Source organism: Cohnella sp. SGD-V74 (assembly GCF_003001675.1).
In the GTDB taxonomy this organism is placed as follows: domain Bacteria; phylum Bacillota; class Bacilli; order Paenibacillales; family Paenibacillaceae; genus Cohnella.
The window spans coordinates 266,996-289,874 of record NZ_PVYW01000003.1 but is presented as its reverse complement, the minus strand read 5'-3'; the positions used below and the strand labels follow the sequence as shown (position 1 = coordinate 289,874).

At 58.7% G+C, this 22,879-nt stretch carries 22 protein-coding genes; 20 read left to right on the top strand and 2 right to left on the bottom strand.

The genetic code is table 11. The features are described from left to right. Window positions 1-127 precede the first annotated feature (127 nt). The 11 genes from B0G52_RS06200 to B0G52_RS06150 all read left to right on the top strand — a co-directional run bounded on the left by B0G52_RS06200 (window position 128) and on the right by B0G52_RS06150 (window position 11,229). The gene (locus B0G52_RS06200) at window positions 128-829 is read left to right on the top strand and encodes a response regulator transcription factor (RefSeq protein WP_233162418.1); all 702 of its coding nucleotides are present in this window, start codon (window positions 128-130) and stop codon (window positions 827-829) included. Continuing rightward, the gene (locus tag B0G52_RS06195; protein WP_143762526.1) at window positions 823-2,364 is read left to right on the top strand and encodes a sensor histidine kinase; all 1,542 of its coding nucleotides are present in this window, start codon (window positions 823-825) and stop codon (window positions 2,362-2,364) included. Before B0G52_RS06200 ends, B0G52_RS06195 begins: the two co-directional genes overlap by 7 nt. Window positions 2,365-2,461: 97 nt before the next feature. Then, window positions 2,462-3,589, top strand: coding sequence for a TolB-like translocation protein (locus B0G52_RS06190; protein WP_143762525.1), 1,128 nt, complete (start codon window positions 2,462-2,464; stop codon window positions 3,587-3,589). A gap of 115 nt (window positions 3,590-3,704) precedes the next feature. Further along, window positions 3,705-4,979, top strand: a complete 1,275-nt coding sequence (locus B0G52_RS06185) for an FAD-binding protein (RefSeq protein WP_094042660.1) — start codon at window positions 3,705-3,707, stop codon at window positions 4,977-4,979. 33 nt (window positions 4,980-5,012) lie between these two features. Beyond that, window positions 5,013-5,993, top strand: a complete 981-nt coding sequence (locus B0G52_RS06180; protein ID WP_094042659.1) for an aldo/keto reductase — start codon at window positions 5,013-5,015, stop codon at window positions 5,991-5,993. Window positions 5,994-6,308: 315 nt separating this feature from the next. Continuing rightward, window positions 6,309-6,758, top strand: a complete 450-nt coding sequence (locus tag B0G52_RS06175) for a VOC family protein (RefSeq protein WP_094042658.1) — start codon at window positions 6,309-6,311, stop codon at window positions 6,756-6,758. A gap of 28 nt (window positions 6,759-6,786) precedes the next feature. Further along, window positions 6,787-7,410: a TetR/AcrR family transcriptional regulator gene (locus tag B0G52_RS06170; RefSeq protein ID WP_094042867.1), complete on the top strand. Its 624-nt coding sequence runs from the start codon at window positions 6,787-6,789 to the stop codon at window positions 7,408-7,410. A 323-nt stretch (window positions 7,411-7,733) separates the two neighbouring features. Next, a complete protein-coding gene (locus B0G52_RS06165; RefSeq protein WP_094042657.1) occupies window positions 7,734-8,687 on the top strand; it encodes a metal ABC transporter solute-binding protein, Zn/Mn family in 954 nt (317 codons plus the stop codon). A gap of 13 nt (window positions 8,688-8,700) precedes the next feature. Beyond that, window positions 8,701-9,438, top strand: coding sequence for a metal ABC transporter ATP-binding protein (locus B0G52_RS06160; RefSeq protein ID WP_094042656.1), 738 nt, complete (start codon window positions 8,701-8,703; stop codon window positions 9,436-9,438). Beyond that, window positions 9,435-10,352: a metal ABC transporter permease gene (locus B0G52_RS06155; RefSeq protein WP_094042655.1), complete on the top strand. Its 918-nt coding sequence runs from the start codon at window positions 9,435-9,437 to the stop codon at window positions 10,350-10,352. Before B0G52_RS06160 ends, B0G52_RS06155 begins: the two co-directional genes overlap by 4 nt. A gap of 1 nt (window position 10,353) precedes the next feature. Further along, window positions 10,354-11,229: a metal ABC transporter permease gene (locus tag B0G52_RS06150; protein ID WP_094042654.1), complete on the top strand. Its 876-nt coding sequence runs from the start codon at window positions 10,354-10,356 to the stop codon at window positions 11,227-11,229. A gap of 195 nt (window positions 11,230-11,424) precedes the next feature. Here B0G52_RS06150 and B0G52_RS06145 read toward each other — a convergent pair whose 3' ends face one another. Continuing rightward, window positions 11,425-12,273 (bottom strand): NAD-dependent epimerase/dehydratase family protein, encoded by an 849-nt coding sequence (locus tag B0G52_RS06145; RefSeq protein ID WP_094042653.1) that lies wholly within the window; start codon window positions 12,271-12,273, stop codon window positions 11,425-11,427. A gap of 11 nt (window positions 12,274-12,284) precedes the next feature. Further along, window positions 12,285-13,223 (bottom strand): aldo/keto reductase family protein, encoded by a 939-nt coding sequence (locus tag B0G52_RS06140; RefSeq protein ID WP_094042652.1) that lies wholly within the window; start codon window positions 13,221-13,223, stop codon window positions 12,285-12,287. Window positions 13,224-13,372: 149 nt separating this feature from the next. On the opposite strand from B0G52_RS06140, the gene B0G52_RS06135 reads away from it, so the two are divergent. The 9 genes from B0G52_RS06135 (at window position 13,373) to B0G52_RS06095 (ending at window position 21,889) form a co-directional block, all read left to right on the top strand. Continuing rightward, window positions 13,373-13,717: a winged helix-turn-helix transcriptional regulator gene (locus B0G52_RS06135; RefSeq protein WP_094042651.1), complete on the top strand. Its 345-nt coding sequence runs from the start codon at window positions 13,373-13,375 to the stop codon at window positions 13,715-13,717. Window positions 13,718-13,851: 134 nt separating this feature from the next. Beyond that, on the top strand, window positions 13,852-14,322 hold the full coding sequence (locus B0G52_RS06130; RefSeq protein ID WP_094042650.1) for a DinB family protein: 471 nt from the start codon (window positions 13,852-13,854) through the stop codon (window positions 14,320-14,322). A 17-nt stretch (window positions 14,323-14,339) separates the two neighbouring features. Further along, entirely contained in the window at window positions 14,340-14,873 is a 534-nt protein-coding gene (locus tag B0G52_RS06125; protein ID WP_094042649.1) for a DinB family protein, read from the top strand. 52 nt (window positions 14,874-14,925) lie between these two features. After that, window positions 14,926-16,689 carry an AraC family transcriptional regulator gene (locus B0G52_RS06120; RefSeq protein WP_233162416.1) on the top strand — a complete coding sequence of 588 codons (1,764 nt, stop codon included), beginning with the start codon at window positions 14,926-14,928 and terminating at the stop codon, window positions 16,687-16,689. A 91-nt stretch (window positions 16,690-16,780) separates the two neighbouring features. Then, entirely contained in the window at window positions 16,781-17,833 is a 1,053-nt protein-coding gene (locus B0G52_RS06115) for an ABC transporter substrate-binding protein (protein ID WP_158223605.1), read from the top strand. Window positions 17,834-18,129: 296 nt separating this feature from the next. Continuing rightward, window positions 18,130-18,933 carry a molybdate ABC transporter substrate-binding protein gene (gene modA, locus B0G52_RS06110; RefSeq protein WP_094042646.1) on the top strand — a complete coding sequence of 268 codons (804 nt, stop codon included), beginning with the start codon at window positions 18,130-18,132 and terminating at the stop codon, window positions 18,931-18,933. After that, on the top strand, window positions 18,930-19,601 hold the full coding sequence (modB, locus tag B0G52_RS06105; protein WP_094042645.1) for a molybdate ABC transporter permease subunit: 672 nt from the start codon (window positions 18,930-18,932) through the stop codon (window positions 19,599-19,601). Before modA ends, modB begins: the two co-directional genes overlap by 4 nt. A 199-nt stretch (window positions 19,602-19,800) precedes the next feature. Then, window positions 19,801-21,315, top strand: a complete 1,515-nt coding sequence (locus B0G52_RS06100) for a nitrate/nitrite transporter (protein ID WP_094042644.1) — start codon at window positions 19,801-19,803, stop codon at window positions 21,313-21,315. Between the two features lie 181 nt (window positions 21,316-21,496). Continuing rightward, the gene (locus tag B0G52_RS06095) at window positions 21,497-21,889 is read left to right on the top strand and encodes a globin domain-containing protein (protein WP_094042866.1); all 393 of its coding nucleotides are present in this window, start codon (window positions 21,497-21,499) and stop codon (window positions 21,887-21,889) included. Window positions 21,890-22,879: the final 990 nt, after the last annotated feature.

Here is a 22,879-nt window from a genome sequence, read left to right as displayed (position 1 = left end):
CTTCTTTTTCATCGATAATCTGGTACGACTCTACTTATGGGACAGCCCCTTTCGCTCGCGGAGGTTTAAAAGTTGGCAACATTTATTTGCTATACTTGATCCATTAACGGATAAAGGAGCTTTGTCGTTGACGGATGCGATTAAAGTGCTGGCGATCGAAGACGAGGAGTCGATTCGCGACATTCTCGTGTACGCGCTGAGGCGGGAAGGATTTCACGCGAGAGCCGCCGCGACGGGAGAGGAAGGCATGGAGCTGCTGGAGCGCTTCGCGCCGGACGTCCTTCTGCTGGACGTCAACCTGCCCGACGCGGACGGCTTTGACCTGTGCAGAAAAGTGTCTTCGAATGTCCGGATTCCGATTCTCCTTCTGACGGCGCGCCACGATCTCGTAGACAAGGTGCTCGGGCTGGAGCTCGGAGCGGACGATTACATGACCAAACCGTTCGAAATCCGCGAGGTGATCGCCCGGATTCGGGCGGTGCTGCGAAGAAGGGACATCGAGAGGGACGGCGGCTCCCGGGCGTCCGGCCTCGTCGCTTTGTCGGACAGGCTGGAGCTGGATCGGCCGGGCTACGCGGTGTACCGGGACGGAAGTCCGATCAAGCTTAAGCCGAAGGAATACGAGCTGCTTCTGCTGCTGCGCGATCACCCCAACCGGGTGTTCTCCAGAGAGGAGATATTGGACCAGGTGTGGGAGATGGACTACGACGGGGACTTGCGCACCGTCGACGTCCATGTTCAGCGAATCCGCAAAAAGCTGGAGGAGCCGCTTATCGAGACGGTGTTCGGAATCGGCTACAAGTGGCGGGGAAGGAGCCGCACGTGCTGACGGGGAAACTTCGGCGCAAACCCCGGGAAGGCAGCGGTCCGCTGAGGCGCAAATTTCTGATCGGCATCGCACTGCTGTTCGCGGTGGCGGCTCTGGGCTTTTACGGCTATATGTCCCATCTTTTGAAGCAGCATACGCAAGCGTCGATCGCCGACGAGATGAAGCGGCTGCAGTCGCTTGTCTATGATCATATCGATTATTACTTGACGCTGAACGACGTTCGGCCGGAGCGATCGTCGTCCGGGCACCCCGAGACGCTGATTCGCGCGCTCAGCCTGAGCGGCAATGTCCGGGCGGCTTACTACGGGCCGGACGGGACGTTCCAGGCCGAAAGCTTGCCGATGGACGGAGGATACGTGCTGGTGCAATCCAAGCCTTCGCCGGCGCTGCTGCGGTCGGCGGCAAGCGACTTGGCCGCCGCGGCGCAAAATCAATCCGTCGTCAGCCTGCATCACGACCGCGGGGAGAGCCTGGCCGTGCTGACGCTTCCGGTATACGCGCTGGACGAGACGGCTGGGTTTCTCAGATTAACCGCCGATTACACCGGGACGTTCCGCCGGGACGCCGTCGTTCTGCAGAGCTTGATCGGCTTTTCGCTCGCGCTGTGGGCGTTGTTGGCCGCGCTCGCCTGGTCTTTCGCGCGCAGGCTGACCCGACCGCTGTCCGAGCTTGCTTTCGCGATGCGGCAATTCGGCGAAGGCCGCTTCAATTCGCTGCGCATTCCTCCCGCGAGCAGCGAAATCGCGGTGCTGTCGAAGAGCTTCGAGGAGATGAGAGGCAAGCTGGAAGAGCAGATGGAGGCGCTCGTGGCGGAGAGAAACAAAGTCGTCGCCCTGGAGGGCAACCGGCGAAGCTTCTTTCGCAACGTGACCCACGAATTGAAGACGCCGCTGACGACGATCTCCGGCTATGCGCAAATACTGCAAGCTCCCGACTTCGACGATCCGGCGTTCCTGCGTAACGCGGCCGGCCGCATTCACCGGGAGTCCGGGCGTCTGCATCGGATGATGCTGGACATTATCGAGCATTCCAAGCGGGAGTTCGATGCGGCGGATCGCCGCGACGAAGCCGTCCGGCTCGAAGATTCGATCGGCGATGCGGCGGAAGCGATGCGGCTGAAGGCGGAAGAGCGCGGGCAGCGCATTCGCTGCCGGCTGGAGCCGCTCGTCGCAAGCGGGGATGCCGACGAGCTGCGCAAAGTATGGGACAATGTTTTGGACAACGCGATTAAATACGGCAAGCCCGACAGCGTCATCGAAGCCGAGCTGTCGTCCGTCGGCGCCGAGGCGGTCCTGACGATCGCCAACGAGATCGAGCCCGGACATCGTTTCGAAGCGGACCTGGCGTTCGAGCCGTTCTACCGCAGCGGTTCCTCGGGCTCCAAGGAGCGAGGGAGCGTCGGGCTCGGCCTTGCAATCTGCAAACAAATCGTCGAGCTCCATCGCGGCTCCGTCGCGCTGACGCTTCGTCCTGCCGCCGTCGTTTTGGAGATCAGGCTGCCGCTGCGGTCGCAAGTTGGCAACAACTCCGCCTGAATTGTCTATATCCGTGCGATAGATTACAGGAGCGGGCGAACCGTGCAAGCCGTTAATGAGACGGGGCGCCGAAACGATTCAGAAGGGATGGAAGAAGATGACGATGGAATGCGGAAAAAGAGGCGGCGGATGGCGCAAGCTCGGACGCGCGGGTACGGTCGCTCTGGCGTTCGCGCTGAGCGGATGCGCCGCGCAGGCGGTCGGCCATACCGGGGAGAGCAGCTTTGTTTTAAGCAGCGACGTAAAATCGGAGCTCCAGGCGAAGAAGCTGCCCCTGATTCAAGGCGACCCGGTCGAGCTGCCAGACCGGGTGCGGTTCGAAGAGGTGCTGAACGTTCGCGAAGGAAGCATGCTGTTTAACCGGGCGGATGGCTTGTACAAGGCGGAACTGGAACGGCTGGATGAGCCTCGGAAAGTGTCGGAAACGCGCGCGTCGGAGGTGTCCGAGGACGGACGGCGGTCGTTGTACGAGCGGGACGGGCGGCATTACGTCAGCGATCTGGAGAGCGGGGAGACGTGGGTGCTGGACGGCGCGGAAGCGAACTCCCGCTGGAGCTTCGCCGACCCGGAAGGCGAGTACGTGATCGGCGGCGTGCCCGGTATAATCGGTCTCATTCGGCCGGCAAGCGGAGAAGCGAAATGGGCGGATTTGAAGAAAATCTTCGATACGTCGAAATACGGCTACAGCTACGGCAATCCGCGCTATTACGGCGGATATATCTATGTGGACGGTTCGTTTGCGGACAAGGATAACGCCATCTACAGATTTTCGCCGGACGGGGGAGAGGCCGAGCTATATTTGGATTTTCCCGGAGGGAAGGCGCGCGATTCGATCGGGGATTACCGCTTTTTGCCCGGCGGCGAGTTGATGTTCAACGGGACCTACGATCGAGAGAACGGGTTGTTCGTCTACGATCCGCAAACTCGGGAAGTCTCGTCGCTCGTGCTGGGGACGAGAATCGACGGCTTGGACGTCGGCGTCTCCTACAGTCTGTCTCCGGACGGCAAGAAGCTGCTGTTCCATACGAGGGACGAGAACAACGACCACGTGTATCAGGCGGAGCTGGACGGGACGCAGCTAGCGAACGGCCGTTACATTTTGCGGGATTCGCTGCACGCTTCGGTGTCGCGCCTCGCTTACTGGAACGACGATTCGGTCTCCTATTATTTGAAATACACGCCTCCGGGCGGAACAGTCGAGAGCATCGTCGCCTACAAGTTTTAGCCGAATAGAATAGCCCCTATTGCTGGCCGTCGACAGTTGGTATACTAGCGTTGGCGGCTGCGTCTCTGCTGGTGGAAAGGGAGACGGGCCTAAGTCCGATAGGGAGCGTGAAAACGTGGGAAACGAACGAAACTGGGCTGGAAATTATCGGTATGGCGCTTCGGAGCTCCATGCGCCGGACAACATCGAACAAGTTCAAGAGCTGGTCGCCCGCAGCCGCACGATCAAGGCGCTCGGCACGCGTCATTCGTTTAACGGCATTCCCGATACCGACGGGAGCCATCTCTCGCTCTCGAAGTTGAACCGGATCGTCGGTCTGGACAGAGAGAGCGGGACGGTTACGGTCGAAGCGGGCATTCGCTATGGAGAGCTGTGCGGCTATTTGAACGACAACGGCTATGCGCTGCACAATCTGGCGTCGCTGCCGCACATTAGCGTAGCCGGCGCATGCGCGACGGCCACTCACGGCTCCGGGAACCGCAACGGCAATCTCTCTACGGCGGTGAGGGCGCTGGAGATCGTTAACGCCGACGGGGAGACGGTCGCGCTGTCGCGGGACGGGCAGGACGGCGGCTTCGCGGGAGCGGTCGTCGGGCTGGGCGCGTTGGGAGTCGTGACGAAGCTGACGCTGGACGTCGTTCCTGCCTTCGAGGTGAGCCAAACCGTCTATGAAAATTTGCCTCTCTCGCAGCTGGAGAAGCATGCGGACGACATTTTTTTCTCCGGCTACAGTGTAAGCCTTTTCACAGACTGGAAGGATACGGCGATCAACCAAGTGTGGGTGAAGCGAACGGCGGCGGACGGCCAATTCACCCCTGCCGGACCCGAGCTTTACGGAGCGAAGAGGGCAACTCAGCCGCTTCATCCCGTGCCGGGGCAGCCCGTTCACAATTGCAGCGAGCAGATGGGCGTTGCCGGACCGTGGCACGAGCGGCTGGCGCATTTCAAGATGGAGTTTACCCCGAGCGCGGGAGAGGAGCTGCAGAGCGAATATTTCGTCCCGCGGGATCAAGTCTATCGGGCTCTTGGCGCGATAGCCGACATCAGAGAGAGGATATCCCCGTTGCTGTACGTGTCCGAGATTCGTACGATTGCGGGGGACGAGCTCTGGATGAGCCCGAACTACAAGCAAAACTCGGCGGGCATTCATTTTACGTGGAAGCCGGACTGGGAGGCGGTTCGGCAAGTGCTGCCGCTGATCGAAAGCAAGCTCGAGCCGTTCGGGGCGCGGCCTCACTGGGCCAAGCTGTTCACGATGGAGCCTTCGCGCGTCCAATCTCTTTATCCGAAATTGCCCGATTTCCGGGAGCTGGCCGCCCGTTTCGACTCGCAGGGCAAATTTCGCAACGCTTTCTTGAATCGATATCTATTTGAAAGTTACAATGGATAGGGAAGAACATTCGAGGAGAGGCGCGTGGGGAAAATGAAATACGCTCGTTTGGGCCGATCCGGCCTGAAAGTCAGCAAGCTGTGTCTGGGAACGATGAACTTCGGAGTCGATACGGACGAGAAGGAAGCTTTCCGCATCATGGACGCCGCGCTGGACGCGGGAATCAATTTCTTCGATACGGCCAACATCTACGGCTGGGGCAAAAACGCCGGCCGGACCGAGGAAATCATCGGCCGCTGGTTCGCTCAAGGCGGGGGAAGGCGCGAGAAAGTCGTGCTGGCGACGAAGTTTTACGGCGATATGAGCGACGAGACGGACGGCCCGAACAGCGAGGCCGGCCTGTCCGCCTACAAGCTTCGTCGTCATCTGGAAGGATCGCTTAAGCGGCTCCAGACCGATCATATTGAACTCTATCAAATGCATCACGTCGATCGCAACGTAAGCTGGGACGAGCTGTGGGAAGCGTTCGGCGTAGCGATCCATCAAGGCAAAATCGGTTATGTCGGATCGAGCAATTTCGCCGGCCGCGACCTGGTCAAGGCGCAGTACGAGGCCAAGGCGAGCCGGACGCTCGGTCTGGTGAGTGAGCAGCACAAGTACAGCCTGCTGTGCCGCTTGCCGGAGCTGGAAGTGCTGCCTGCGGCGGAGGAGCTGGGCATCGGCGTCATCGCGTGGAGCCCGCTGGACGGCGGCCTGCTGAGCGGACATGCGCTGAGGCCGGTCGAAGGCTCCAAGCGGGCCGGCAATCCGGAGCGCGTGGAGCGCCATCGGGCGCAGTTGGAAGCGTTCGGGGCGCTGTGCCGCGACATCGGAGAGAGTGATGCGAACGTGGCGCTCGCTTGGACGCTCGTTCATCCGGCGATGACGGCGCCGATTATCGGGCCGCGCACGCTCGGCCAGCTCGAAGGCGCTTTGCGCGTCGTCGATCTCGAACTGTCGGACGACGTGTTGAAGCGCATCGACGAGATTTTCCCGGGACCGGGAGGGTCGGCTCCTCAGGCTTACGCCTGGTAAAGGGAAGACAGGGCGCCGTCCCAATGAGTTGATTCTAACTGTGTAGGACAGCCGAGGATACGGTCCAGGATTAGGAATGGCAATGAGGAAAAAAACGCAGTTTCAGGGCTCTATCGCCCCGGAACTTGCGTTTTTTCTGTGGACGATACTCGATTTCTTAGAACAGTGTCCTTCGTTTGAGCAGAATTTCGGGGACGATACTCGATTTCATAGAACAATGTGCTTCGTATGAGCGGAATTCGATTGTCTATTTACATACATACAGTATGTATGTTAAATTAACAAAGAATCGATAATCGAGAGGAGACTGCAATTATGAAGACAAACAGCTTTTATCCCGTTATTATGACGGACAAGGTGCAGGAGACATCCGCTTTTTACGTCGGGCATTTCGGGTTCGAGACGGTGTTCGAAGCGGACTGGTATGTGAGCTTAAGGACGGGAGGCGACGGAGCGGCTTACGAGCTGGCGATCATCGATTATACGCATCCGACGATTCCGGAGGCTTATCGCACGCAAGCGAGAGGGATGATTCTCAACTTCGAGACGGACGACGTCGATGCCCAATACGATCGGCTTATACGCGGGGCAGGGCTTCCTCTGCATCTGGACATCCGCGACGAGGACTTCGGGCAGCGTCACTTCCTGACTTCCGATCCGAATGGTATACTGATCGATGTGATCAAGATTATTCCTCCGTCCGAATCGTTCGGCAAACAGTACTCGGAAGAGATATGGAATGCGGAGGAAGAACGCCAAGGTTGAACATTTCCGGAGGCAGACGGAGCGTACGATGAGGAAGAGCAAAGAGGAAGCGCAGGAGACGATTCGCCGGTTGGTCGAGATCGCCAGGGAGCATTTTACCGAACGGGGCTACGCGGACACGGCGCTGGAGGCGGTCGTCCAAGAGGCGAACATTACGCGCGGCGCGGTGTACCACCATTTTCGCAACAAGAAGGATTTGTTTCGCACGGTGCTCGAAGCGGTGCAGCAGGAAGTGGCGGAACGGATCGAGCAGGCGGCATCGGCAAGCGACGACGTGTGGGAGCAGCTGTTCTTCGGCTGCCGCGCCTTTGTGCTGGCCGCGGTAGAGCCGCGCAACAAACGGATTATGCTGATCGACGGTCCCGCCATATTAGGCTGGGAGGTCTGGAGGGCCATGGATCAGAAGCATTCCATGCGCCTGCTGCGCGGACAACTGGAAATTATGCAGGAGCTCGGCTACCTGAAGGCGGTTCCGTTGGAAGTGACGACGCATTTTCTGTCGGGAGCTTTGAACGAGACATCGCTGTGGCTGGCCTCCCGGGAAGCGGCCGACCCGTCCGCCCTGGAAGACGCGATGAAAGCGATCGAATGGTTCATGGATGGCGTCAAGCGGCAAGAAAGCGATGCGTCCGGGCGGGAGGAAGGCCGGTAAAGTCCGGCAGATCCGATCAGCGCCAGGCGAACCGCCAACGGCATGCTCGCCGGAGCTTTAAGCATGCAGGGCCGAATGAGGCGAAACGCGCAAGTTTCAAGGGAATAATCCCCTTGGGCTTGCGCTTTTTTTTATGCCGTTTTACCTCCGGTTCACGCAGTCCAGCTACTCCATGACCGCCAAGAGCGACTCGGATCGCTGCTTTTTTTACAAGAAACGGTTGACAAATTGCCCTGGGATAATTATTTTAAACACGTACACAAGTTTTGCATTAGGTAAAAATATTTCGCCGAGTACACAATTGGATCAGGAGGAGAAAGAGAGTGGAGAAAAGGTTGTTCAAAAGCAAAAAAGCGGTTGCGGGAGTATGTCTGTTGGCGTTGTTAGGGGCTCTGACCGCGTGCGGTTCCAATGAATCCGACGACAAGAGCAAGGCGGCAAAAGGGGAAAAAATAGACATCGTGACAACAATCGCGCAAATCGCCGAGCCGATGTCCGTCATCGGAGGCGACCGGGTCAATGTGCAAAGCCTGATGGGACCGGGCGTCGATCCGCATCTGTACAACGCGACACAAGGGGATATCGGGAAGCTGGAAGGCGGAGACGTGATTTTCTACAGCGGACTTCACTTGGAGGCCAATATGGTCAAGGTGTTCGAGGAGATCGGCAAGAGCAAGCCGGTGCTGGCGATCAGCGACGGCATAGCCGAGGACCGGCTCTTGAAGGACGAAGGAGGGGCGACCGACCCGCACGTCTGGTTCGACATCGACCTGTGGAAGCACGCGCTCGGGGCCGCAACCGAGAAGCTGAAGGAGGCTTCGCCGGAGGACGCCGATTACTTCGACAGCAACAAGACGAAATATTTCGCCGAACTCGACGCGCTTAAGCAGGAGGCGACGGAGAAGCTGACGCAAATTCCGCAGGAGAGAAGGGTGCTCGTCACCGCGCACGACGCGTTCGGTTACTTCGGCCGCATGCTGGACATCGAGGTGGTCGGCTTGCAGGGGCTGAGCACGGAGGCGGAAATCGGGCTGTCGGACATCGAGGATACGATCGGGCTGCTGCTGGAGCATCAAGTGCCGGCCGTTTTCGTGGAAAGCAGCATCAACCCGGCGTCGATCAATGCGGTCATCGAAGGCGCCAAAAAGCAGGGACTGGACGTCAAGCTGGGCGGCGAGCTGTTCTCCGACGCGATGGGCGATGCCGGCACGCCTGAAGGAACTTATGCGGGGATGTACCGGCATAACGTCGAGACGATCTATCAAGCGCTGAAATGAAAGGGGGAGCCGCATGCTTCCGGTAATCAACGTTAATCAACTGTCGGCCTCCTATCGGAAAAACAAAGTGCTCGACCGCGTCGGCTTCGAGGTTCGTCCCGGGACGATGACGAGCATCGTCGGACCGAACGGCGCAGGCAAATCGACGCTGCTCAAAGTGCTGCTCGAGCTGCATCCGAAGCTGTCCGGAACGGTAAGTTTCTTCGGAGAAACCTACGCCAAGGCGAAGGAGCGGATCGGCTACGTGCCGCAGCGGGGGTCCGTCGATTGGGACTTCCCGACGAACGCGCTCGATGTCGTCCTGATGGGGCTGTACGGCCGGATCGGCTGGCTGAAGTGGCCGAAGAAGCTGCACAGGGAGAAGGCGCTGGAGGCGCTCGATCAGATGGGAATGGCCGATTACGCCTCGCGCCAGATCAGCCAGCTCTCCGGCGGGCAGCAGCAGCGGGTGTTCCTCGCCCGCGCGCTGATCCAGGACGCAGACCTGTATTTCCTCGACGAGCCGCTCGCCGGGGTCGACGCCGCTACCGAGCGGGCGATCATGGATACGCTCAAGCTGCTCAAGAGCAAGGGCAGGACAGTGCTGGTCGTCCATCACGACTTGCAGACGGTGGAGGATTATTTCGATCACGTGCTGCTGCTCAATCGGACTGTCGTCGCTCACGGACCTACCGCGGACGCGTTCACGAGAGAAAATATATTCCGTACGTATGGCGGAACGCTTCGCTGGATGGAGGGGTTGTCGGGATGATCGGACTGTCCCATAACGCGCAATGGGTGCTGCTGAGCACGCTGATCCTCGGCACGGCGGCCGGCATCATGGGCTGTCTGGCCTATTGGAAGCGGCAAAGCCTGATGAGCGACGCCCTGTCCCACGCGGCGCTGCCGGGAGTCGTCGGGGGCTTTGCCCTGATGGGCTTCAAGAATCTGCCGGTCATGATTGCGGGAGCGGCCGTCAGCGCCTTGATCGGCGCGCTGCTGATCCACTGGATTCGTTCGTCCAGCCGCGTCAAGGAGGATGCGGCGATGGGCATCATTTTGTCCGTCTTCTTCGGACTCGGCATTATGATGCTGACTTTCGTCAACCGGATGGCGGGCGCGAGCCAGAGCGGCTTGGACAGCTTTATTTTCGGGCAGGCGGCTTCGATGGTGCGCAAGGATGTGCTGATGATGATCGTGCTGGCATCGATCGTGCTGCTCGTGGCCGGCATCGCCTTCAAGGAGTGGAAGCTGTTCCTGTTCGACCCGGCGTTCGCCAAAGGGCTGGGCATGTCGACCCGTTGGATGGGCGCTATCTATATGGGGGCGCTCGTGCTCGTCATCGTCGTCGGCATTCAGGCGGTCGGCGTCATCCTGATGGCGGCGCTGCTCATTATCCCGGCGGTCAGCGCCCGGTACTGGACCCAATCGTTCAAATGGATGGTCGTTCTGTCCGCCTTGTTCGGCGGAGGAGCGGGAATGATCGGAACGTTGATCAGCACGTACGGTAAAGGCTGGCCGACCGGGCCGTTTATCGTGATCGCCGCCGCCTGTCTGTTCGTCGTCTCGCTCGCCTTCGGCGCGCGCAAGGGGCTGGTCGTGCTGGCCGTGCAGCAGTACGCGCAGCGCAAAAAGCTCAGAAGAACGACGTTCGTACAACAAAGCGCGCTGGAGAGGGGGAGCTGAGATGAGTTATGCCGGTTGGATATTGCTGACCGCTTCTCTGGTCGGATTGTCTTGCGGATTTATCGGAGCGCTGCTCATTCTGCGGAGAATGGCGATGATGGCCGACGCGATCAGCCATACGGTGCTGCTGGGCATCGTCGTCGCCTATCTGGTTACGCGCGAGCTGAGCGGCGTGCACATGCTGCTCGGCGCGATCGCCGCAGGGCTGCTGACGTCGGTGCTCGTGCAATGGTTTCATTCCCGCGGCGTGCAGCAGGAAGCTTCGATCGGCGTCGTGTTTACTTCGCTGTTCGCGATCGGCGTCGTGCTCATCGCGACGAAGGTCGGCAACGCCCACCTCGACGTCAAGCACACGCTGATGGGAGAGATTACGTTTATCCCGTGGGAGAAAATCGAGCTGCCTTGGCTTGGAGCGATTCCGGAGGCGGTATTCATCCTCTCGCTTGTGCTGATCGTCGTCGTGGCGGTCATCCTGGCGTTCTATAAGGAGTGGAAAATCACTTCCTTCGACCCCGCGCTGGCGGCGAGCCTGGGCATTCCGGTCGTGCTGATGCATTACGTGTTCATGTCGCTCGTCTCGGTCACGACCGTGGCCGCCTTCGATGCGGTTGGCGCGATTATGGTCGTAGCGATGCTCATTACGCCGGCAGCAGCCGCATATTTGTGGACGGACCGGCTCGCCGTCATGCTCGGGCTAAGCGGTCTGTTCGGCGTCGTCTCCGCCATAGCGGGCTATTACGTCGCGGTCTGGCTGGATACGTCGATATCGGGTTCGATGGCGTTCGCGACGGGTATCGTGTTCATGATCAGCTTCCTCGGGTCGCCGAAGCACGGCATCGTCGCCAAGTTCATTCGTCCGGCGGTTCCGTCCGCCTGAGAGGAGTGGGAGCTTGCTTGCCCCCGGGATGGAGGATCATCTGGCGGCGCAACCGTTCGCCGTCTCGAAAATGGCCCCAAAGCTTGAAGAGCCCGGGGAATTGCCAAAAAACCGTTCTCTCCTAAAATGGAGGCACGACCTGCCCTTTACGATAAGAACGGTTTTTTTGAGGTTGCGAAGGGTGCTTCCCCGCGATTACGGACCGACTTCGTCCCGCCAGCGATGAACCGGCTGCCAGCCGAGAAGGCGCTTGGCCTTCGCGTTGTCGAGCAGCGTCTCGTGCCCTTCCAGCGGCGTTCGGATGTCCGTGACGCCGGGATAACGGGCGGTCAGCAGATCGCGGCTGCGAACCGCCATGCTGGAGTCGTCCGCGGCGATGTTGAGCGCTACGGCGCCAAGGCCGTCCGTCTCGATCGCCAGCCGACAGGCGGAGGCGGCGTCGCGCGTGTCGATATAGCTCCACAAAATGCGATCCCGTTCCTCCGGCCGGTTAATGAACGAAGGGAACCGCTCGTACCATTCCGGCGGAATGACGTTGCCCAGCCGCAGGGAGACGACTTGCATGCCGGTGCGGCGGTGGAACATCTCGGCGGTTTTCTCGTTGACGACTTTGGACAGGCCGTAGCTGTCTTCCGGCAGCTGCGGATGGTTCTCGTCCACCGGAACATACTGCGGAGCGGGCGGATGAACCGCGAACACGATGCCGTACGAAGACTCGCTGGACGCGATGACCGCTTTGCGAATGCCGAGTCCGGCCGCCGCCTCCAAAATGTTGTAGGTGGACATGACGTTGTTGCGGAACGTGACCTCCGGCGTATAAATGTGCGCTGCCGGTATGGCCGCCAGATGAACGACGGCGTCGGCGCCGGACAGCGCGCCGTAGGTTTCGCCGAGGTTTTCCAGATTGGCGAGCAGCGTCTTGCATACGGGTTCGTCCGGGCGGCGGGTGTCGACGTTCAGCACGTCGTAGCCTTGCTCGACGAAATGGCGAACGACCCATCTTCCGAGCATGCCGCTGCCCCCGGTAACGACTACTTTAGCCATCTCGTTCGCTCCTATTTCAGAATTTCCTCGATACGATCCAGAACTTCCGGGCTAAGCTCGATGCCGGACGCTTTGGCGTTCTCCGTCACCTGCTCCGGACGGCTGGCGCCGACGAGCGCGCTCGCCACGTTGTTCAGGCGCAAAATCCACGCCAGAGCGAGATTGCCTACGGAAATGTCCAGTTCCTTCGCAATGCCTTCCAGCTGCTTTACCTTGGCGATTTTCTCTTCGGTAATGCCTTTGCGCACCCAATCCAGCTTCGCGGCCCGGCTGTCCTGCGGGATGTCGGAAGCCGACGAATACTTGCCCGTAAGCAGACCTTGCGCGAGCGGAGAGAAGACGACTTGGCCGATGCCGGAGCGTTCGCTGAGCGGAACGACTTCCTTCTCGATGTAGCGCTCGAACATATTGTACACCGGCTGGTTGACGACGATGCGGTCGAGCAGGTAACGGTCGGCTACGCCGAGCCCTTCCGCGATCTGGGAAGCCTGCCATTCGCTTACGCCGACGTAGAGCGCCTTGCCTTGGCGAACGAGATCGTCGATCGCGCGCAGCGTCTCGTACAGCGGCGTCTCCGGATCGTGACGGTGGCAGTAGAAGATGTCCACGTAGTCGTGGCCGAGACGCTTCAAGCTCGCGTTGGCCTGCTCGACAACATGCTTGCGGGACAGGCCGCGGTCGTTCGGGCCTTCTCCCATCGGCCAGAACGCTTTCGTCGCCAGCACGTAGGATTCGCGCGGATACTCCTTCAGCGCCTTGCCGACCAGCTCTTCCGCCGCGCCTCTCTCGTACACATTGGCCGTATCGAAAAAGTTGATGCCCAGGTCGTACGCCGTCTTGATCGATTTCACCGCGTTTTCCCGTTCCACGTAACCGCCATATGTAAGCCAGCTCCCCAAGCTGATTTCGCTGACCTTAAGTCCGCTTCCGCCCAATCTGCGATATTTCATTCCAAGCAGCCTCCTTGAATTCGTTTTCGTTGCCTTCTCATTCTATAAAAGTTCGTATACAATTTGAAGAAGTGAAATGTTTTTCACTTAATTATAGGCAGTATAGCTACTATACTTAAATATAGTTACAGGCTTGGAGGAGAGACTGCATGAATTCGGTTAAAAAAGCGAGCAGCTATATTCCGAAAAATCCGGTGCATATCGAATGCAATATCGAAAAAACGTTGGACGTGCTCGGCGGGAAGTGGGCGTTCCTCGTCATTCGCGAGCTGTTCTGCGGGACGCTTCGCTTCGGGGAGCTCCAGCGCAAAATCCCCAGCGTAAGCCCCCGCGCGCTGACCAGCACGCTGCGCCATCTCGAAGAGCAGGGCGTCCTCGAGCGGGTCGTCTATCCGACCGTTCCGGTTACGGTGGAATACACGCTTACCCCGAAGGGGCAGGATCTGCACGTCATCTGTCACGAGATGAAGCTGTGGGCGGCAAGGTGGACTTGACCGAATGCTGACGGGCGCACAGGAGACCAGGCGAACAGGAATCGGGCAGCCGACGGGTACGCAAAACGGACCGGCGGATGAAACGCAATTGGATCGGGTATAAAGGAGACGCCAATTGATAGGGGGAAAACGCAATGTTGACGATTCGCCGCATGATGGATCATATGTACTGGGCTAACGACGCGCTGCTGGCGGGCCTTCGCGAGCAGCCGGTCGCAGACGGGGAGATCGGCAAGCTGTTCCGCCACATTCTCATCGCCGAGCAGGTATGGGCGACGAGACTGGAAGGGAAGAGCACTGCTCATCTGAAGCTGTGGGAGGAGAGCGACGTCGCTTCGCTGGAGGCGCTCGTTCGGGGCAACGAAGAGCGATACAAACGCTATATCGACGGCTTGACGGAGACGGATCTGGATCGCATGCTCGACTACGCCAACCAGAGCGGAACGAAATTCCGCACTTCGATCCGCGACATCCTCATTCACGTCGCGCTTCACGGCCAGTACCATCGCGGTCAGATCAACAGCGCGCTCAGAAGGCAATCGGGCAAGCCGGTCGGCCTCGACCCTATTCTATTCGCGCGTCTGGACGAGGCGCCGAATTCCTGAAGGGAGGGAGCGGGATCATGAATTTCAGGCTGGAACAGGCGATCGAAGTATTGGAACGCACGCCGGCGACGCTGGAAGCGCTGCTGTCCGGCTTGTCCGAAGAGTGGTTGAGCTGCAACGAAGGCGAAGGAACGTGGAACGCGTCCGAGGTTGTGGCGCACCTGATCGAAGGGGAGCGGACGAACTGGATTCCCCGGCTGGAATGGCTGCTGCGGGAAGGGGAGGGCAAGCCGTTTCCTCCGTTCGACCGTTATTCTCATTTGAACGAAGCCGCCGATGGCTCTATCGATCGGAAGCTGCGCGAATTCAAGGAGATCCGGCTGCAAAATACGGCCAGGCTGAAAGCGCTGATCGATTCGGAGGCGCGACTGGAAGACGTCGGTTCGCATCCCGCCTTCGGAGCGGTCAAGGCGAGGGAACTGGTGTCGACTTGGGTCGCCCACGATCTGACGCACATCGCCCAGATCGTGCGGGTCATGGCCGAGAGATATCGGGAGGACGTCGGACCGTGGATCGCGTATTTGGGCATTTTGAACAAGGGACGTCAATAGTTTGCAAGTCGATGCAAACGATTAGCGATGATTTCGAGGTCGGTGAATGCGGATGAAGAACGGACGCACAGGCTCGGCGTATCCGGGCGGCGTTATGCATGCGACGGTAACGCGTAAGGGGGAGTTGTCGGAGGCCCTTCTGGCCGATGTGCTCCCGGAAGGCCGGTCGAGGAGGCACTTGCTTCTTATGGTCGACGCCGGCAGGGCGCGACTGGCAAGGGAGCAAGCCGATGCGGTCCTGTTTCCGGACAGCTGCTGGCTGCTGCTCCCCGGGGAACGCGTGCGAATCCGCGGCGAGGGAGAGCAAACGCTGCGCTGCCGGGCGGTCGAGTTCGACGTTTGGCGGGTCGGACAGACGGAGGGAGACGAAGCGGTCGGGGACGCGGCTTCCGTCGTCATGGAGCCGGCGATTTTTCCGGTATCCGGCTTGGTGGACAACCATCTGGCCCAAGAGATCGGACGCTGGATGGACGCGGATAGACAGGAGGACGGGCTGCAGGAATACTTGGCGTTCGCCCATTCGATTCGTTTTCTCGATATCCTGTCGAAAATGTGGAAGTCCCGCATAGAGCGCCGGGAGAATCGGGAATCGAAGGAAGCGATTCAAGAGACGGTCAGGTTGATGGAACAAGGCTACGGACAGCAGATTACGCGGGAAGAGCTGGCCAAGGCGGCGAATATGAGTCCCTCGCACTATTCTTTCATTTTCAAGAGAGAGACGGGCAAGAGCCCGATGGAGATGCTGACGGAAATTCGAATTCGCCATGCCAAGAAGCAGCTGCTGTTCAGCGACCGCAAATTGCGGGAAATCGCGGAAAGCGTAGGCTACCGCAACGAGTTTTACTTCAGCAGGCAATTCAAGCAGGTTATCGGCGTGTCGCCCAAGGAGTTCGCGCGCCGGCATTTCGCCAAGCATGTTGACGTTTCCCAGCCGTTTCCGCTGCACATGCAGTCGCTTGGTCTGACGGCCGATCCGCCCGACCGCCCGTTCGGCCCGATTCGGATCATAGGGCTGTACGTCGAAGATTTCCTGATCGCGCTCGGCGTCAAACCTGTCCTGAAATGCGTCGGAAACAACTTCCGTCAAAGCTACTTAAACGCTTATTTGAACGGCGTGGAGGAATGGTCGCTGCTCTCGTTCGATTTCGGCGAGATTGCCGACGCCAAGCCCGATCTCATTATTCTCGGACATCACTCGTACGGCGGCGACGGCAGATTCGACCGCTTCTCCGAAATCGCGCCGACGTACAGCATACGCAAAGGTCTTCATCATTGGGAGCACGGCGTACGCATTATCGGACAGCTGCTGAACCGGTTGCCGCAGGCCGAAGCGCTGATTTCCCATCACGAACAGGTTTTGCAATCGGCCCGAACGCAGCTGGCGGAGATCGGCGATCAGACGGTCGCGCTGATTCGGATATGCAATGATAGGCGTATTCGTCTGTACGGGGGACCGGGCGGCTATTCGGGAACCGTATTGTACCAGGATCTCGGCCTGAAGCCTTCCGAATCCGTGCTGCAGCTTGCTTGGGACAAGCCCTCCGGCTATGCTTCCGTCGCTCCGGAAGCTCTGTTCGAATTGCAGGCGGATCACCTGTTCCTTGTCGTGGACCCGGCGGGCCGACCGTATTGGGACGAGTTGGCGGACGATCCCCGATGGAGGAGCTTGCCTGTCGTGCAAGCCGACCGCTGCTACGAGGTTCGTTTCGACGTTTGGATGACTTTCGGCATCATCGCCCATCGGTTGAAGCTGCAGGACGCAGTCCGTTGCCTTGTTCCTTCCAGCCGGGCGCTGCCAACAATCGTGCAAAAATGAACGTACAATCGGTCATGGAGATGAGGTTTCAGCCCGTGCTACACTGTCATTGAGAATGATAATCAATGACAAAAAGACGAGGGAGAACACAGTGGACAAGAGAAACGCTAACAAACGCGTCGGGTTTTATCTGATTTTGATTGTGCTCATGACAGCCGTATTGGCGACCGCATGCGGCCGCCAGAACGAACAAGCGGAGCCGAGCGTGCAGGCGGAAGCAAGCCAACAAGCGGAATCGGCCGCGCCAAGCGCCGAAGCCGATCCGGCGGCTTCGACAGAGACGGCGTCCGAAGCTTCGGGCGGAGAGGCCCGTTCCTATACGCACGAATTCGGCACGACGGAAGTGTCGGGAGCCCCGGAACGCATCGTCGGAGTCTATCTGGACGACTTCCTGCTGGCCCTGGGCGTCAAACCGCTGACGCAGACGATGTACGGGACCCGCCCTCTGCCGTATTTGCAAGATCAAATCGGCGATTTGCCGGCGATCAGCACGAGCAGCATTAATTTGGAATTGATTCTTCAGGAGAAGCCCGAGCTGATCCTGCTCGCTTATCCGGCCTACGCCCAGGAAGGGAGATACGAGCAGTTTGCGAAAATCGCTCCCACTTACGTGTTCAGCGGCGAGGATGGATGGAAGGACACGTTGAAAAAGGTGGCGGACGTGATCGGCAGGCCGGAGCAGGCGGAAGCTTGGTTGAACGAGTACGAGGACAAAACAGCCAAAGCCCGCGAATCGCTGAAGCAGGCCATCGGCGACGAAACCGTCATGTTCATTCGGTTTACGAGAGCCGAGCGCATTCAAATTTACGGCGGTCCAAGCAACTTCTCCGCCGACGTGCTGTACGGGGATTTAGGCTTGCAGCCGTCCAAGTTGATCAAGGAGTTCGCATGGGGAGAGGACAACTCCGCCCCTCTGATCTCGGCGGAAATGATTCCGGATTTCGATGCCGATCATATTTTCATCACGTACGACAAGCCCGGCGAAGACGACGCCAAGGAATTCCAAAATCATCCGTTGTGGAAAAACGTTCCCGCCGTCCAAAAAGGGAACCTGCATGAAGTCGAAATGTTCCATTGGATGAACGACGGTCCGATCGCGAACAGCACCAAAGTGGACGATGTACTGAAAGCTCTGCTAAAGTAAAGCGCACCGGAGGGACGTATTCAGTAAGCTCCTGGTCGGCACAACTTGCCGGCAAGGAGCTTTTTGCTGTGTTTGAGTAGATGCGGAATGATAGATGGTTATATCTAAATATGTTTTAATATAATTAAAATGAGTTTTGTGATGGTCGTCACTTCCGCTTTCAGATAAGTAAGCGAAAATAGTATTCGATCCGACAAGGCGCGCATCGGTCGTCGCTCGATTTACAATCTGACCTGACAAGTTTATAATCATCAATTATGTCTAATTATATCTAAACATAGGGGTGGGGAGAAAGAATGCATCAATTTGTTAGAAAAAGTATGGTTATGCTGCTTGTCGTTGTCTTGTCCGTCGTATTGGCTGCGTGCGGTTCGAATTCGAAGTCGGCTCCTGCGAAGCAAGTCGAGCTTACCGTATCGGCGGCTGCGAGCCTGACCGACGCGCTGAACGAAATTCAGCCGCTGTTCGAGAAGGCGCACCCGGACATCAAGCTCGTGTTTAACTTCGGCGCATCCGGGGCGCTGCAGCAGCAGATCGAGCAAGGGGCTCCGGCAGACTTGTTCTTGTCCGCCGCGACCAAAAACATGAAGGCGCTGGTCGACAATCAACTGATTGATGCGGATCGGCAAACGAACCTGCTGAACAACGAATTGGTCGTCGTCGTGCCGACGGACGGTAAAATAAGCATTGCAGGCGCGGCGGATCTGGCCAATGACGAGATCAAGAAAGTCGCCATCGGCATTCCCGAGAGCGTTCCGGCCGGCAACTATGCCAAAGAAGCGCTGACGAACGCACAGCTGTGGGACTCGCTGCAGCCGAAGCTGGTGCAGGCGAAGGACGTTCGCCAAGTGCTTCAATACGTAGAGACGGGCAACGCGGAAGCGGGCTTCGTCTACAAGACCGATGCTCTCACTTCGGATAAGGTCGGCATCGCATTCTCCGTCGATCCGGCCGCCTACACGCCTGTGGAATATCCGATCGGCATCGTGAAGGCGACGAAGAACGCCGATCAAGCGGGCGTCCTATACGATTATCTTCAATCGCAAGCCGCGCTGGACGTGTTCGTCAAATACGGCTTCTCGGTGCCGGCGGCCAAATGATCGGAGAACTGGATTGGCAAGCGTTCTGGTCGCCCATCGCGCTGTCGCTGCGGGTCGCGCTCCTGTCCAGCGTCGCGGCGATGGCGCTGGGCGTAGGAGCGGCAAGGTGGATGACCCGGCGTTCGTTCAAAGGGAAGACGCTGCTGGAGACGGCGTTCATGCTGCCGCTTGTCTTGCCTCCGACGGTCGTCGGGTTTCTGCTTCTCGTCAGTCTGGGGAGAAGGAGCTGGATCGGGAAGTTCGCGGAGTGGCTGTTCGCCGCTCCGATCGTCTTCTCCTGGTGGGCCGCGGTGATCGCGTCGGTCGTCGTCGCCTTCCCGCTGGTCTACCAGACGATGAAGACGGGGTTCCTGTCCGTCGACAAAGGCTTGGAAGAGGCGGCGCGCTCCAGCGGAGCGAACGAGCGCCAAGTGTTCGCCTACATTACGCTGCCGCTGGCTTACCGCTCTTTCGTAACGGCCTACGTGCTGGGATTCGCCCGAGGGTTCGGAGAGTTCGGCGCCACGCTGATGATCGCCGGGAACATTCCGGGCCGAACGCAGACGACGCCGACCGCGATCTACATAGCCGTAGACGCCGGCAACGCAACGATGGCCTGGGCGTGGACGCTGTCGATGATCGCCGTATCGTTCGTTTTGCTTTTCTTCGCCAGAGCCAGAAACGACTAGCTTTGTCCGCTTGCGGCAAGCCGGTCGTTTTTCGTTTTAAATGCGCCGCTTGCTTTTTTGTCCGTTTTATGAACGATTCCGCGCTGGACGGCGGTTGGTGCGCGCGGCGGTGACTCGCGTCACAGTGCTCCGATTCCTATCGATGGTACATTGGATTACGAATCCGGACTGATAGGCATAGAGGAGAGGAGCTGCGCGAATGCAAGACGCAAAAAAGTTTCAACTGCCGCTGCAAACGGTAAGTTTGGTTTTGGGCTTTATGGTATGGGTGATCTTGTCTTCTCTAATGCCCTACATTAAAGAAGACATCCAGCTGACTTCGTCCCAGCTCGCCTGGGTGACGGCGATTCCGGTGCTGATCGGTTCGATCATGCGCATTCCGTACGGCTATTGGACGAATCGGCACGGAGCGCGCAAGCTGTTCATGATCAGCTTCGTACTGCTGCTCGCGCCCGTATTCTGGGTCAGCCAGGCGGATTCCTTCGCCGATCTGATCGTGGGCGGCGTATTCCTCGGAATCGGCGGCGCCGTATTCTCCGTCGGGGTGACGTCGCTGCCCAAGTACTACCCGAAGGAACGGCACGGCTTCGTCAACGGCATCTACGGCATCGGCAACCTGGGAACCGCCTTATCCGCGTTCGGAGCTCCGGTGCTGGCCAGCGCGATCGGCTGGTCCAGGACGGTTATGCTCTACAGCATCGCGCTGGTGCTGCTCGCGGGCTTCAACTTCCTGCTCGGCGATCGGAAGGAGACGCCGGTTCGCACGCCGATCATGGAGCAGATCAGAGCGGTGTCGGGCAACGAGAAGCTGTGGTTTCTGTGCCTGTTCTACTTTCTGACGTTCGGTTCTTTCGTTGCCTTCACGGTATACTTGCCGAACTTTCTGGTGAGCCACTTCGATCTGGACAAGGTGGATGCGGGCATGCGCACGGCCGGCTTTATCGCGCTGGCCACGGCGATGAGACCGATCGGAGGCTGGCTCGGGGACCGCTTTAATCCGTTCAAAATTTTAATGTTCGTATTTGCGGGCTTGACCGCAGCCGCCATTCTGCTGTCTTTCTCGCCCTCGATCGCGCTGTATACGGTCGGCTGCCTGACTGTTGCGTTGTGCGCGGGAACCGGCAACGGAACGATCTTCAAGCTCGTGCCGCTCTATTTCACCAAGCAAGCGGGCATCGCCAACGGCATGATCTCGGCCATGGGCGGCTTGGGCGGGTTTTTCCCGCCGCTGCTGCTTACGGCGATCTACGGCCTGACCGGCCAGTATTCGATCGGATTTATGGCGCTCGCGCAGATCGCGCTGGCCAGCTTCGTCCTCGTCAACTGGATGTTCTTCCAGGACAAACTTACGCTGTCCGCCAACGTGCTGGAAAATACGATCGAAGCGATTCTCATTACGGACACGAACGGCGTCATCACTTCGGTCAACCCCGCTTTCACCGCGATTACGGGCTATTCGGCGGAGGAGGCGATCGGGAAGAAGCCGAGCATTCTGAAGTCCGGCAAGCAGGATAAGAGCTTCTACGACGAAATGTGGCGCTCCCTGCGGGAAAAAGGATATTGGCAAGGGGAAATCTGGAATCGGCGGAAAAACGGAGAGATCTACCTGGAGTGGTTAAGCGTTACGGCGATCAAGAACGATGCGGACGAAGTGAAAAACTATGCGGGCATGTTCAGCGACATCGGCTCCAATCGGCGAGTTGCCGGGGCCTGACCGCCCCGTTCGGAAGGAAGAATGACATGGCGTTTGTGGGTTAACTGTCCCGAACGTTCGAAGACGCTTAGCTTGATTTAGGAGCCGCAAGGCTCCTTTTTACCGTGACGGACGTCACAGCAGGCCGGGATTTCCGAGTTTATGATGGGGATAGCTTTTTGGAGAAAGGATGGGGAATATGCTGACCGAGGAACCGAAGACGATATACGACACGATCGGAGGGGAAGGGACGATTCGGCGGTTGGTGCAGGCTTTCTATCCGAGAGTGTACCGGGACGCCGATCTATCCCCGTTGTTTCCGGACGGAGTCGAGGAAATCATGCGCAAACAAACGCTGTTTCTGACCCAGTTCGCGGGAGGTCCGCCGCTCTACTCCGACCAGTACGGACCTCCGAGAATGCAGCAGCGGCATATGGCTTTCCCGGTTACTCCGCGAAGAGCGGAAGCATGGCTTCGCTGCATGAAAGAGGCGATGGACGAGATCGGGCTTGCCGGCCCGGCAAGAGAAATGCTGTACGACAGACTAACTCAAGTTGCCCGCATCATGGTCAATTCTCCGGACGAGGAAGATTAGGCGAACCCAGCAGGAGCTGTGTCATCGCTGCTCTAACCCGACTCAGCTCGGTTACAGTAACATTGCTGGCCCAGTTGCTACTCCAACCCGACTCAGCGCGGTTACAGTAACATTGCCGGCCCATGTGCTGCTCTAACCCGACTCAGCACGGTTAAAGCGACTCTACTGGCCCAGTTGCTACTCCAACCCGACTCAGCGCGGTTACAGCGACTCATCCGGCCCATTTGCTGCTCCAACCCGACTCAGCACGGTTACAGCGACTCATCCGGCCCATTTGCTGCTCCAACCCGACTCAGCACCGTTACAGCGACTCTACCGGCCCATTTGCTGCTCCAACCCGACTCAGCACGGTTACAGCGACTCTACTGGCTCATTTGCTGCTCCAACTCGACTCAGCACGGTTACAGCGACTCATCCGGCTCATTTGCTGCTCCAACCCGACTCAGCGCGGTTACAGTGACTCTATCGACCCATGTGTTGCTCCAACCCGACTCAGCACGGTTACAGCGACTCATCCGGCCCATTTGCTGCTCCAACCCGACTCAGCACGGTTACAGCGACTCATCCGGCCCATTTGCTGCTCCAACCCGACTCAGCACCGTTACAGCGACTCTACCGGCCCATTTGCTGCTCCAACCCGACTCAGCACGGTTACAGCGACTCTACTGGCTCATTTGCTGCTCCAACCCGACTCAGCACCGTTACAGCGACTCTACCGGCCCATTTGCTGCTTTAACCCGACTCAGCGCGGTTACAGCGACTCATCCGGCCCATTTGCTGCTCCAACCCCACTTAGCGCGGTTACAGCGACTCACGATGAGGCCGAGGACACCCGGACACGTGTGCGGCTGGACGAAAACGATGGTTCCATCACGTAAGCAAGGAAAAGACAGAGCGGATGCTCGAACAAACAGAAATGGCGGCGCGAGGTTAGTTTCCTCCAGCACCGCCATTTCTTCATTTTTGCCCGAGACAACCGATTTGTCGTAA

Bases quoted from the DNA above. Each gene is read 5' to 3' on its own strand.
- B0G52_RS06125 (WP_094042649.1), top strand. From the start codon at position 14,340: ATGAATTTCAGGCTGGAACAGGCGATCGAAGTATTGGAACGCACGCCG.
- B0G52_RS06145 (WP_094042653.1), bottom strand. From the start codon at position 12,273: ATGGCTAAAGTAGTCGTTACCGGGGGCAGCGGCATGCTCGGAAGATGG.
- B0G52_RS06175 (WP_094042658.1), top strand. From the start codon at position 6,309: ATGAAGACAAACAGCTTTTATCCCGTTATTATGACGGACAAGGTGCAG.
- B0G52_RS06140 (WP_094042652.1), bottom strand. From the start codon at position 13,223: ATGAAATATCGCAGATTGGGCGGAAGCGGACTTAAGGTCAGCGAAATC.
- B0G52_RS06155 (WP_094042655.1), top strand. From the start codon at position 9,435: ATGATCGGACTGTCCCATAACGCGCAATGGGTGCTGCTGAGCACGCTG.
- B0G52_RS06135 (WP_094042651.1), top strand. From the start codon at position 13,373: ATGAATTCGGTTAAAAAAGCGAGCAGCTATATTCCGAAAAATCCGGTG.
- B0G52_RS06190 (WP_143762525.1), top strand. From the start codon at position 2,462: ATGACGATGGAATGCGGAAAAAGAGGCGGCGGATGGCGCAAGCTCGGA.
- B0G52_RS06180 (WP_094042659.1), top strand. From the start codon at position 5,013: ATGAAATACGCTCGTTTGGGCCGATCCGGCCTGAAAGTCAGCAAGCTG.
- B0G52_RS06170 (WP_094042867.1), top strand. From the start codon at position 6,787: ATGAGGAAGAGCAAAGAGGAAGCGCAGGAGACGATTCGCCGGTTGGTC.
- modA (WP_094042646.1), top strand. From the start codon at position 18,130: ATGCATCAATTTGTTAGAAAAAGTATGGTTATGCTGCTTGTCGTTGTC.
- B0G52_RS06100 (WP_094042644.1), top strand. From the start codon at position 19,801: ATGCAAGACGCAAAAAAGTTTCAACTGCCGCTGCAAACGGTAAGTTTG.
- B0G52_RS06160 (WP_094042656.1), top strand. From the start codon at position 8,701: ATGCTTCCGGTAATCAACGTTAATCAACTGTCGGCCTCCTATCGGAAA.
- B0G52_RS06120 (WP_233162416.1), top strand. From the start codon at position 14,926: ATGAAGAACGGACGCACAGGCTCGGCGTATCCGGGCGGCGTTATGCAT.
- B0G52_RS06130 (WP_094042650.1), top strand. From the start codon at position 13,852: ATGTTGACGATTCGCCGCATGATGGATCATATGTACTGGGCTAACGAC.
- modB (WP_094042645.1), top strand. From the start codon at position 18,930: ATGATCGGAGAACTGGATTGGCAAGCGTTCTGGTCGCCCATCGCGCTG.
- B0G52_RS06150 (WP_094042654.1), top strand. From the start codon at position 10,354: ATGAGTTATGCCGGTTGGATATTGCTGACCGCTTCTCTGGTCGGATTG.